The 11,163-nt window shown below is 46.8% G+C and carries 11 protein-coding genes and 1 pseudogene; 9 read left to right on the top strand and 3 right to left on the bottom strand.

Annotated elements, in window-relative coordinates; translation table 11 throughout:
• Window positions 1–220 precede the first annotated feature (220 nt).
• The gene (locus Q0Z70_RS11610; protein WP_298074708.1) at window positions 221–1,174 is read right to left on the bottom strand and encodes an acetylornithine carbamoyltransferase; all 954 of its coding nucleotides are present in this window, start codon (window positions 1,172–1,174) and stop codon (window positions 221–223) included.
• Window positions 1,175–1,213: 39 nt separating this feature from the next.
• Window positions 1,214–1,969 (bottom strand): LPS export ABC transporter ATP-binding protein, encoded by a 756-nt coding sequence (lptB, locus tag Q0Z70_RS11605; protein ID WP_298074705.1) that lies wholly within the window; start codon window positions 1,967–1,969, stop codon window positions 1,214–1,216.
• A gap of 77 nt (window positions 1,970–2,046) precedes the next feature.
• Between lptB and Q0Z70_RS11600 the strand changes: the two genes are divergently transcribed.
• The 8 genes and pseudogenes from Q0Z70_RS11600 to Q0Z70_RS11565 all read left to right on the top strand — a co-directional run bounded on the left by Q0Z70_RS11600 (window position 2,047) and on the right by Q0Z70_RS11565 (window position 10,180).
• A complete protein-coding gene (locus Q0Z70_RS11600) occupies window positions 2,047–2,790 on the top strand; it encodes an ABC transporter permease (RefSeq protein ID WP_298074703.1) in 744 nt (247 codons plus the stop codon).
• Between the two features lie 12 nt (window positions 2,791–2,802).
• On the top strand, window positions 2,803–3,573 hold the full coding sequence (locus Q0Z70_RS11595) for an ABC transporter ATP-binding protein (protein ID WP_298074701.1): 771 nt from the start codon (window positions 2,803–2,805) through the stop codon (window positions 3,571–3,573).
• A gap of 123 nt (window positions 3,574–3,696) precedes the next feature.
• Window positions 3,697–4,929, top strand: a complete 1,233-nt coding sequence (locus tag Q0Z70_RS11590) for a Cof-type HAD-IIB family hydrolase (RefSeq protein ID WP_298074699.1) — start codon at window positions 3,697–3,699, stop codon at window positions 4,927–4,929.
• Window positions 4,930–5,041: 112 nt separating this feature from the next.
• A complete protein-coding gene (locus tag Q0Z70_RS11585) occupies window positions 5,042–6,079 on the top strand; it encodes a bifunctional oligoribonuclease/PAP phosphatase NrnA (RefSeq protein WP_298074697.1) in 1,038 nt (345 codons plus the stop codon).
• 98 nt (window positions 6,080–6,177) lie between these two features.
• Complete coding sequence (locus Q0Z70_RS11580; protein ID WP_298074695.1) at window positions 6,178–6,780, top strand: DUF4827 domain-containing protein; 603 nt, start codon at window positions 6,178–6,180, stop codon at window positions 6,778–6,780.
• A gap of 40 nt (window positions 6,781–6,820) precedes the next feature.
• Window positions 6,821–8,209, top strand: a complete 1,389-nt coding sequence (glmM, locus tag Q0Z70_RS11575) for a phosphoglucosamine mutase (RefSeq protein ID WP_298074691.1) — start codon at window positions 6,821–6,823, stop codon at window positions 8,207–8,209.
• Window positions 8,210–8,788: 579 nt separating this feature from the next.
• Window positions 8,789–9,765: pseudogene (locus tag Q0Z70_RS11570) on the top strand (IS982 family transposase).
• 184 nt (window positions 9,766–9,949) lie between these two features.
• Window positions 9,950–10,180, top strand: a complete 231-nt coding sequence (locus tag Q0Z70_RS11565) for a hypothetical protein (RefSeq protein WP_298074689.1) — start codon at window positions 9,950–9,952, stop codon at window positions 10,178–10,180.
• Between the two features lie 153 nt (window positions 10,181–10,333).
• Here the strand turns inward: Q0Z70_RS11565 and Q0Z70_RS11560 are convergent, their stop codons facing one another.
• Window positions 10,334–10,744 carry a hypothetical protein gene (locus tag Q0Z70_RS11560; protein ID WP_298074687.1) on the bottom strand — a complete coding sequence of 137 codons (411 nt, stop codon included), beginning with the start codon at window positions 10,742–10,744 and terminating at the stop codon, window positions 10,334–10,336.
• 22 nt (window positions 10,745–10,766) lie between these two features.
• Between Q0Z70_RS11560 and Q0Z70_RS11555 the strand changes: the two genes are divergently transcribed.
• Window positions 10,767–11,117 carry an integrase core domain-containing protein gene (locus Q0Z70_RS11555; RefSeq protein ID WP_298074685.1) on the top strand — a complete coding sequence of 117 codons (351 nt, stop codon included), beginning with the start codon at window positions 10,767–10,769 and terminating at the stop codon, window positions 11,115–11,117.
• Window positions 11,118–11,163 lie beyond the last annotated feature (46 nt).

Below are 11,163 nucleotides of genomic sequence, written 5' to 3'. Positions count from 1 at the left end.
TGAAAACAATCTGCCGAGTTACCAATATAACAACCAAACTGAAGCCCCAACCAAATCTACACCCACAAGCAGGAACCCGATCCTGCAAGGACACGCTACGTCAAGATAAAGAATCTTTCCATGTAGGAAATCCTTCTTATGGCAGGTGGCAAGAGAAAACCGGGTTTTCTGTTCGTGGATGAAATTATTTTGGAATAAGGTATTTTTTTGAAGGAGTGAATTATAGACTTTCCAACAGACGTTTTAATACAACAGTTGCCGAAATTTCACGGTTGGCCGCTTCGGGGATAACGATGCTTTGCGGACTTTCGATGACCTCGTCTGTTACAATCATGTTGCGGCGTACAGGCAGGCAATGCATGAAATAAGCATTGTTGGTAACGGCCATCTGGCGGTCGCTTACCGTCCATGCACGATCCAAGCTCAGGATTTGTCCGTAATTGTCGCCTGAGTAGGCTGCCCAGTTCTTGGCATAGACAAAATCGGCGCCTTCGAAAGCTTTCATCTGATCGTATTCTACACGGGCATTGCCTACGAATTTCGGGTCTAATTCATAGCCTTCAGGGTGGGTGATGACAAATTCATAATCTGTCGCATTCATCCATTCGGCAAAAGAATTTGGAACAGCTTGTGGCAGAGAATGTGGGTGGGGAGCCCAGCTCATTACGACTTTGGGGCGTTCCTTCTTTTTATATTCTTCAATGGTGATGAGGTCGGCAAAACTCTGCAAGGGGTGACGGGTCGCTGCTTCCATTGAGAATACAGGGCGGCCTGAGTATTGGATGAACTGGTTCAATATCACTTCGTTGTAATCGTAGTCTCTGTTTTCGAAACGTGCAAAGGAACGGACACCGATAATATCACAATAACAGCCCATCACAGGGACAGCTTCCAGCAAATGTTCAGGTTTGTCGCCATCCATGATGATGCCACGTTCGGTTTCCAGTTTCCAAGCGCCTTGATTAATGTCGAGTACAATAACGTTCATTCCTAAATTCAGGGCGGCTTTTTGTGTACTTAAACGGGTACGCAAACTGGAGTTGAAGAAAATCATCATCAACGTCTTGTTGCGTCCTAATTCTACATATTTAAACCGATCTTTTTTTATCTCGAACGCTTCGGCAAGTGCAGTCTTCAGGTTACCGATATCCTGCACACAGGTAAAATTCTTCATAACGTTATTTTTAATATATAATATTACGGGATGTAAAACTTACACCATAAAGTCTTTACGTCGCAATACAAAACTGTTACTTAAATATTTTTCACGTACAATCTGGTTCTCAGCCAGCTCTTCCGGTGTACCCTGAAACAGGATCTTACCTTCGAAAAGCAAATAGGCACGACTGGTGATACTAAGCGTTTCCTGCACGTTATGGTCGGTAATCAAGATGCCGATATTCTTATCTTTCAGCCTCCAAACAATCTGCTGGATGTCTTCCACGGCGATAGGGTCTACACCGGCAAATGGTTCGTCAAGCATGATAAACTTGGGATCAATGGCCAGACAACGGGCAATCTCCGTGCGCCGCCGTTCGCCACCCGAAAGCTGATTGCCTTTATTTTTACGCACCTTCTGAAGTCGGAACTCTGCAATCAGACTTTCCAATTTGTCTTTCTGATAATCCAGCGGTTTATCGGTCATTTCAAGTACCGATGCGATATTATCCTCCACGCTCATCTGACGAAAGACAGATGCTTCCTGAGCCAAATAGCCAATGCCTGTCTGAGCACGCTTATACACCGGATAATCCGTAATATCCAGATCGTCCAAAAAAATACGTCCCTCATTCGGAGTGATCAGACCTACGGTCATATAGAACGAGGTCGTTTTCCCTGCTCCATTGGGGCCCAACAGACCAACGATCTCTCCTTGCCTGACATTAAACGAAACGTGGCTTACCACTGTACGCCTTCCATACTTCTTCACCAAATCTTCTGTACGAAGAACCATTTTACTATCTTCCATACCTGCGTTAATTTGCCGCAAATGTAGTAAAAATAAAAGATAAAGCCGTACATTTGCAAACAAATACTTGACCAATTATGTTTAAGGCACTTAGAACCGTAGGAAGATACATCATGCTGATGGGGCGAACCTTTTCCCGTCCTGAACGTATGCGTATGTTCTTCCGTCAATACTGCAACGAGATGGCGCAACTCGGAGTGAATTCCATCGGCATCGTACTGCTGATATCGTTCTTTATCGGCGCTGTCATCACGATACAAATCAAATACAATATCGAAAGCCCATGGATGCCACGATGGACTGTAGGCTACGTAACACGAGAAATCCTGTTGCTGGAGTTTTCATCCAGCATCATGTGTCTGATACTGGCCGGTAAGGTTGGATCGAATATTGCATCGGAATTGGGGACGATGCGGGTCACCCAGCAGATTGACGCTCTGGAGATTATGGGAGTAAATTCCGCATGTTACCTTATCCTGCCGAAAATAATCGCCATGGTCACTATCATTCCGGTGCTCGTAATCTTCAGTACGTTTGCCGGTATCATTGGTGCTTTCGGCACCTGCTGGTTCGGAGGGATCATGACAGCCACAGACCTGGAGTTCGGACTTCAATACCTGTTCGTCGAATGGTACGTATGGTGCAGCATCATCAAATCACTCTTTTTTGCTTTCATCATCGCCAGCGTATCCGCCTTTTACGGATATACGGTAGACGGAGGTTCCATCGAAGTAGGCAAGGCATCAACCGACGCTGTAGTAACCAGCAGCGTACTAATTCTTTTTGCCGACCTTATACTTACCCAATTACTGACCAAATAAACATCTCTGACCATGATAGAACTGAAAAGTATCTGCAAATCATTTGAAGGGAAAGATGTACTGACTAATATCTGCGCCACTTTTGAAAACGGGAAGACCAATCTGATTATCGGCCAAAGCGGTTCGGGAAAGACAGTCCTGATGAAATGTATAGTCGGCCTGCTGACGCCTGAAAAGGGGGAATTGTTGTATGATAGCCGTAATTTTCTGATTATGGACAAGAAGGAAAAGAAGGCCCTGCGTCGCGAGATGGGAATGATTTTTCAAAGTGCTGCCCTGTTCGACTCCATGACGGTATTGGAAAATGTTATGTTTCCACTAAACATGTTCAGCAGTGATACCTTGCGCGACCGCACACGCCGCGCCATGTTCTGTCTGGACCGTGTAAATCTGGCCGAAGCCAAAGACAAATATCCTAGCGAAATCAGCGGTGGTATGCAGAAACGTGTAGCCATAGCCCGCGCCATTGCTCTCAATCCACAGTATTTGTTTTGTGATGAACCCAACTCCGGCCTCGATCCCAAGACTTCGCTCGTCATCGACAGGCTGATACAGGACATCACCCGCGAGTATCACATGACAACACTCATCAATACCCATGATATGAACTCCGTCATGGGTATTGGGGAGAATATCATCTTCATTTATGAAGGACGCAAAGAATGGGAGGGCAATAAAGACGACATTTTCACCTCAAGCAACGAACGTTTGAACAACTTCATTTTCGCTTCCGAGCTGTTCCGCAAAGTAAAAGAAGTAGAGATACGAAACATGGAAGGATAAAGTATCCGAAAACAAGCCGGAGGCATTTCGTCATACAATATTCATTTTGCATTTTTTAATGACCGAATAATCGGAAAGCTCAAACAATCGGGCTATCTTTGAAGGACATCAAATTTTGCAGTTATGAAATATAAACTTTTGGTTCTGGATGTGGACGGAACACTTCTCAATGAAGAGAAAACCATCAGTAAACGCACACTGTCCGCATTGCTGAAAGTACAGCAAATGGGAGTACGTATCGTATTGGCATCGGGCAGACCGACCTACGGACTGATGCCGGTAGCCAAAACACTGGAATTAGGCCTTTACGGTGGTTTCATATTGTCTTACAATGGTTGTCAGATTATTGATGCACGCAACGGACAAATCCTGTTTGAACGCAGAATAAACCCAGAGATGCTGCCCTATATTGAAAAGAAGGCTGTCAAGAACAACTTCGCCCTGTTCACTTACCACGACAACATCCTGTTGACTAACACGCCGGACAACAGGCACGTCAAAGAAGAAGCAGTACTGAACGGTCTGGAAATCATTGAAGAAAGCGAATTCTCTACTGCGATAGACTTTGCTCCTTGCAAGTGTATGCTGGTGAGCGATGACACAGAAGCATTAATCGGGCTCGAAAAACATTGGAAAAAGCGTCTCGATGGCGTATTGGATGTTTTCCGTTCGGAAGACTATTTTCTGGAAGTAGTACCCTGTTCTATAGACAAAGCCAACACGTTGGCTGTCTTGCTGGAACAGTTAGACATCAAGCGCGATGAAGTTATGGCCATTGGCGACGGTGTATGCGACGTGGCCATGATCCAATTAGCCGGTATGGGGGTTGCAATGGGGAATTCCGTTGACTCCGTGAAGATCTGCTCCGACTATACAACAGGTACCAACGAGAACGACGGAGTGGCCCAAGCTGTAGAGAAGCTGATTTTAGCCGACATTCGCGCCACCAAGATTCCACTCGACCAACTGAATGCCCAAGGGAGCCACGCCCTGATGGGGAATCTGGGTATCCAATATACCTATGTAGCCGAAGACCGCGTAGAGGCTACTATGCCGGTAGACCACCGTACCCGCCAGCCCTTCGGTATCCTTCACGGCGGAGCCACATTAGCGCTTGCCGAAACTGTTGCTGGACTGGGTTCCATGGTGATTTGCCAGCCCGACGAATTTGTTGTAGGAATGCAGGTTAGCGGTAATCATATTTCTTCTGCACACGAAGGAGATACGGTACGCGCCGTAGCGACTATTGTCCACATAGGACGTTCGTCGCATGTATGGAACGTTGACGTCTTTACTTCTACCAACAAGCTGGTCTCTTCTGTTCGGATAGTCAATAGCGTAATGAAAAAACGATAGCACGGCTTTTTGGAACGGAGCCTTCCAAAATAAGGCCATTCTCCTCGGCCGAAAACAAACTTTTTTTGTACTTTTGCCACCGCAATATTCACATCAATAGACAATAAGGTAAATGTTAAGCAAAATAATTGCCCAAGCGAACATCGACCATTTCGCCAAATGGCTGGACCGTGCGGATCGGATGGTTATCGTAACCCATGTAAGTCCAGACGGCGACGCCATCGGCTCTTCCTTGGGTCTGTGGCACTTTCTCAATTCACAGGACAAGACGGCCAACGTCATTGTACCCAACGCCTTCCCCGATTTCCTGCGATGGATGCCGGGCAGTAAAGATATCCTGCAATACGACCGCTACAAAGAATTTGCCGACAAGCTCATTGCGGAAGCAGACGTCATCTGTTGTCTCGACTTTAACGCTTTGAACCGTATCGACGCAATGGCTGAAGCAGTTAAAAATTCCCCTGCACGCAAAATCCTGATAGACCATCATCTGCATCCCGAAGACTTCTGTAAAATCGTCATTTCTCATCCGGGAATATCCTCTACATCCGAACTTGTCTTTCGCCTGATCTGCTGCATGGGTTACTTCAGCGATATTACCAAACAGGGAGCGGAGTGTATTTATACGGGAATGATGACCGATACAGGAGGGTTTACCTACAATTCCAACAATCGTGAAATCTACTTCATCATCAGTGAATTGCTTTCGAAGGGAATAGACAAGGACGCCATTTATCGCAAAGTGTTCAATACCTATTCCGAAAGCCGCTTGCGTCTTATGGGATATGTACTGACACAAATGAAAGTATATCCCGAATGCCGTGCCGCCCTAATATCGCTCACCGGAAAAGAGCAGAAGCAATTCAACTATATTCGGGGCGACAGCGAAGGCTTCGTCAATATTCCGCTCAGCATTAAAAACGTCATTCTTTCATGTTTCCTGCGCGAAGATACCGAAAAGCCAATGATCAAGATTTCCCTCCGATCGGTAGGCAAATTCCCGTGCAACCAGCTGGCAGCGGAATTCTTTGGCGGAGGCGGACATCTGAATGCCGCGGGAGGTGAGTTCTGCGGTACTATGGAAGGAGCACAAAAGGTCTTTGAACAAGCGCTGGAGAAATACAAACCTTTGCTTACAGCCAAAGGATAAAAACGGGGGAAAGGTTAAAAGATACGAACTTTGTTCTCGTATTTTTCAATATTCAAGAGAATCAGGTACTTTTGTACGAAAATACAAACTTAGATTAAATGAAAAAACTCTTATCACTCTTTTTTATATTGCTGACTGTAGGTTTCAGTTTCCAGGCATGTGACGATACGAAGACATACGCGGAGATGCTGGAAGAAGAAGATAATGCCATCGAGGATTTCATCAATGAGAAAGGAATAAAAGTCATCAGTCAGACTGAATTCTTCGACAACGATTCGGTTACCGACGTCAAGAAAAACGAATTCGTACAACTGTCCAGCGGTGTCTATATGCAAATTGTAGATAAAGGTTCGGACAATCCGGCCGACACGATAAAGAACAATGACTTAGTATTGGTGCGTTTTATGGAATACAGCTTGTTGGATAAAGATACGATCCTGAGTAATCTGACTCTTTCTTATTTGGTAGATGAATTCAAATATACCGTATCCTCATCTTCCATCGCCGGCATCTTCACAGAGGGGATGATGTATATGGCATATGGTTCTGCTGTACCCGCAGGCTGGTTGGTTCCCTTGCCATACGTGCGCGATAAAGCCCGTGTACGCCTGATTGTTCCTTCGAAAATGGGACATCAAAGCGCCATGCAACACGTATATCCTTATTATTATGACATTACCAAATATCAGATATACAGATAGTATTCCGGCATAATCCAATAACATTTTAAACATATAACCTATGACTCTAATCAAATCTATCTCTGGAATCCGCGGAACGATTGGCGGCAGTGCAGGCGAGGGGCTCAACCCGCTTGACATCGTGAAATTCACATCTGCCTATGCTACACTCATCCGCAAAACGTGTACCGTAAAAAGCAACAAGATTGTAGTAGGCCGCGACGCCCGTCTCTCCGGCGAAATGGTAAAGAATGTGGTAGTAGGTACCCTGATGGGCATGGGATGGGACGTAGTGGACATTGACTTGGCTTCTACTCCCACTACCGAACTGGCAGTGACTATGGAAGGTGCCAGCGGCGGTATTATCCTCACAGCTTCGCACAATCCCAAGCAGTGGAATGCCTTGAAACTGCTGAACGAAAAAGGCGAATTTCTGAACAAGGAAGAAGGCAACGAGGTGCTCCGCATCGCTGAAGCAGAGGCTTTTGAATATGCCGAAGTAGACAAGTTGGGTACCTACCGCAAGGATCTGACCTACAATCAGAAGCACATAGACAGCGTATTGGCGCTTGACCTCGTCGACGTAGAAGCGATCCGCAAGGCCGATTTTCACGTAGCCATCGACTGCGTGAACTCCGTAGGCGGTATCATCCTGCCCCAATTGTTCGATGCATTAGGAGTAAAGCATGTGGAAAAACTCTACTGCGAACCGACCGGAAACTTCCAGCACAACCCCGAACCGTTGGAAAAGAATCTGGGCGACATTATGAACCTGATGAAAGCCGGCAAGAACGACGTAGCTTTCGTAGTGGATCCCGACGTAGACCGCTTAGCCATCATCTGCGAAGACGGACGTATGTACGGCGAAGAATATACACTGGTCAGCGTAGCCGACTATATTCTGAAGCATACACCGGGCAGCACGGTATCCAACCTCAGCTCTACCCGTGCTCTGTGCGACGTAACTCGCAAGTACGGACAGAAATACTTTGCGTCAGCTGTAGGCGAAGTAAACGTAACCACAAAGATGAAAGAAGCAGGTGCCGTTATCGGCGGTGAAGGCAACGGCGGTGTCATCTATCCGGCCAGCCACTACGGACGCGACGCGCTGGTAGGTATCGCCCTCTTCCTGAGCCACGTGGCACACGAAGGCAAGAAGGTGAGCGAACTGCGTGCCACCTACCCCGCCTACTTCATGGCCAAGAACCGTGTGGACTTGACGCCCGACACCGATGTAGATGCCATCTTAGCCAAGGTGAAGGAAATCTACAAGAACGAGGAAATCAACGACATCGACGGTGTGAAGATCGACTTCCCCGAAAAGTGGGTACACCTGCGCAAGAGCAATACGGAGCCGATTATCCGCGTGTATAGCGAAGCCCATACGCAGGAAGAAGCCGAAGAAATCGGTCAGCAGATTATGAAGGTAATTGCTGAACTGGCGAAATAAATGAAGAACAGACCCTAAAAAAGAAGAAGCGTCTGCCCATGCACGGTGCTTCTTCTTTTTATATCTTATTCTTCAAGAAAACCTGAATTCGGGATAAGTTTTAGAATAAGGTCAGTTGTTTTGAAACACTACCCAAGCATTATCTCCATCAAGTCTTGTAAGCCGTTTCCTTTTTCCGTATGCTTGCATATCAGCTCGGAAAGTTGTTCCTTTGTGAAATCCATAAAGTCTACTCTTTTTTAGTTTTTGTTTGTTTTGATCTTTACAAAGCTAAAAAATCTGTAGACTTTTTTATCCCCCCCCCCGGACACATTTTTTGGAACAGTATCTAAGAAATAGAAGTAACGATTTAGTAATCGTACAAATTTTAGTGTTTTACACTGTTATGCTGTCAAATAATTCTTTCGGAAACAAATATAATATGTTTCCCCGAAAGTGGAAAGCAAAATAGATATTTTTTCGGGAATTGGACTTTTGTACTTAGTCTAAAAATATGTCTTATACTGAAAATAGGTAGACACTTTTAAGAATCTTAAAAGTGTTACTCGTTGGTCGAATTAGAATTTTAAGGATTTATAAATGAAAAAGTTGCGCAATATGCGGATTTTTAGTAAATTAGTGGTGCCACACCGCTAACCACTATCTGTCTGCTTATGCGCAACTTCATCGTAAATTTGTCAGAATTCTTGGAATCTGCAAAGATTTCGCCGGAAATCGAGTAAATGAACTCGGAAATATCCCCAGATGCGGGGTTGTGCCCAAGTTCTCCGACCTCGAAGTCATTGCACTCGGGATAACCGCCGAAGCATTTGGCTTTGACAGCGAGAATTTCCTGTTCTATCGTCTGCACAATGAATGCAAGGATGAGCTGCCGAACCTTATTAGCCGCAGGCAGTTCAATGTCCGGCGCAAGCTGACGGCACGCCTTGCCGAGGAAATCAGAAAGGACGTGGCCGTAGCCATGGATGGCTCCGAGGATGTGTTCTGCATCGATTCCAAACCTGTAAAGGAGTGTCAGAACGCAAGGGCAAAACGCTGCACGATGGGGCGTGACAATATCGACACCGCTCCCGACTGGGGCTATTGCGCAGCGCAGGGATTGCATTATTATGGATATAAACTCCATGCTGTCTGTGGAATACGGGGTGTCATACACTCCTATGACATGACGGCTGCAAATATCCATGACCTCCATTATCTCAAGGATGTGCGTTGGGAATACCGCGACTGTATGATGCCCGGTGACAAAGGCTATCTCAGCGCCGAAGTCCAAAAAAAATCTTTTTGAGACGGCAAACATCTCGCTCGAAGTACCATATAGGCTGAATCAAAAGAACCGGCGCCAACCTTCGTGGGCTTACAAAAAGTTCCGAAAACGGATTGAAACCATGTTCTCCCAGCCCAACGACAATTTTATGATGATACGAAATTACGCAAAGCAATCCTGCGGACTTTTCACCGGAATGGCCGGTAAAATCGCCGCTATGACTTTCATGCAATATGTCAATTTCGTTAATCATCGTCCGATTGGACAGATAAAATATGCACTAATTTAATTCAACCAACAGGTTAAAAGTGTTATATTTATGCGAGCAAACTATCAACGTCTGCCGCGCAGTCCTTTGGAATTGCGGCTGAAAATTGTTCGTGAGTATTTGGCGGGAGAGTCATCCCGTGAGAAACCGGGTCTTCGTTACCGGGTGAAGCCGGGTACAATTTCCCAGGTACACCGCTATGGGAATGCAGAAAAAATTCGTATCTTTGGCGTTGGCAAAAGAAACGTCAGGCCCTGTAGCACGGACAAAGAAAACCCCTCCGGAAGAAGAGAACGAAACCCTCAAGAAACGTTTGAAGGAGCTTGAAGGATGCCTGCCCTATGCCGAACTTCAGAACCTGGCCCTGAACACGATGATTGACATTGCCGAAGAACAGGGGATTCAGATTCGAAAAAAACCGGGGCCCGAACAGTAACCCGACTTTGCGGGCGGAACGGCCTGAATGTCAAGACCGCCTGCAAACTGTTTGGCCATTGCAGACAGGCCTATTACCAACAAAAGTCGGACGGTGAGGAACTTCTCCGCCGGGAGTCCCGCATCCTCAGCGCCATCGCCGGGATACGCTCGGTCAATTCGGGCATTGGTGGCTGATGCTGTGCGACCTGTTCGGGCGTGGACGGATGTCGGGCCGGGATGCCTTCCTGAAACTCCTGCGAGTCACAAGCTGCTCGGAAAGCCTTCCCGCCGTCGGCATACCACCAACTCCAACCACCGTTACCACAAATGGAAAAACGTGGTAAAGGACTGCGTCCCTGATGCGGCAAACCGTCTGTGGGTAAGCGGCATAACCTACATCGACACGGACGGGGGATGCTGCTGCCTGCATCTGGTGACCGACTGTTATTCCCATTCGATAGTAAGCTGGTCGCTTTTCCTTCCCGCTCAGCGCCTTCTTCACGCTGAAAGCCCTCAGGGCGGCCGTCGTACAAACGGGCAGGGACAATCCCGAAGGGCTGGTCCACCATTCGGACAGGGGCATACAATACTGCTGCGACCTGTATGTGGGCGAGTTCCGGAAACCCCACATCGCCATCAGCATGACGGAGGACTACCATCCCACCGACAATGCCGTGGCGGAACGGGTGAACGGAACCATCAAGACAGGGCGGGTCTATGTCCGGCCACAGTGTTTCAAGGACCGGCAGGACGCAGAACGTCAGATTGCGGAGTTTATTCGACTTTTACAACAACCGTCGGCCGCATATGAGCATCGGCATGCAGACTCCCGAAACGGCCTGTCACCGGCAGGGAGAACAACGGAAATGCCGGAAACGGAAAAAATCCGCCGGAAGGATGAAATGGAAGCGGAAAGTTTTTTACCTTTGCAGAAAAAAACTACAAAAATCGAGTAATTCATTGAATGACAGAAGCAACTAAATGCTGACAGAGGCGACAGGT

This window comes from uncultured Bacteroides sp., assembly GCF_947632445.1.
GTDB lineage: Bacteria > Bacteroidota > Bacteroidia > Bacteroidales > Bacteroidaceae > Bacteroides.
The sequence above is the reverse complement of the archived record's forward strand: the minus strand, read 5'-3'. Positions and strand labels throughout refer to the sequence as shown.

What these genes read in the sequence shown, in the direction of transcription:
- Q0Z70_RS11610 (WP_298074708.1), bottom strand. Translation starts at nt 1,174, where the DNA reads ATGAAGAATTTTACCTGTGTGCAGGATATCGGTAACCTGAAGACTGCA.
- lptB (WP_298074705.1), bottom strand. Translation starts at nt 1,969, where the DNA reads ATGGAAGATAGTAAAATGGTTCTTCGTACAGAAGATTTGGTGAAGAAG.
- Q0Z70_RS11600 (WP_298074703.1), top strand. Translation starts at nt 2,047, where the DNA reads ATGTTTAAGGCACTTAGAACCGTAGGAAGATACATCATGCTGATGGGG.
- Q0Z70_RS11595 (WP_298074701.1), top strand. Translation starts at nt 2,803, where the DNA reads ATGATAGAACTGAAAAGTATCTGCAAATCATTTGAAGGGAAAGATGTA.
- Q0Z70_RS11590 (WP_298074699.1), top strand. Translation starts at nt 3,697, where the DNA reads ATGAAATATAAACTTTTGGTTCTGGATGTGGACGGAACACTTCTCAAT.
- Q0Z70_RS11585 (WP_298074697.1), top strand. Translation starts at nt 5,042, where the DNA reads ATGTTAAGCAAAATAATTGCCCAAGCGAACATCGACCATTTCGCCAAA.
- Q0Z70_RS11580 (WP_298074695.1), top strand. Translation starts at nt 6,178, where the DNA reads ATGAAAAAACTCTTATCACTCTTTTTTATATTGCTGACTGTAGGTTTC.
- glmM (WP_298074691.1), top strand. Translation starts at nt 6,821, where the DNA reads ATGACTCTAATCAAATCTATCTCTGGAATCCGCGGAACGATTGGCGGC.
- Q0Z70_RS11565 (WP_298074689.1), top strand. Translation starts at nt 9,950, where the DNA reads ATGCAGAAAAAATTCGTATCTTTGGCGTTGGCAAAAGAAACGTCAGGC.
- Q0Z70_RS11560 (WP_298074687.1), bottom strand. Translation starts at nt 10,744, where the DNA reads ATGCCCCTGTCCGAATGGTGGACCAGCCCTTCGGGATTGTCCCTGCCC.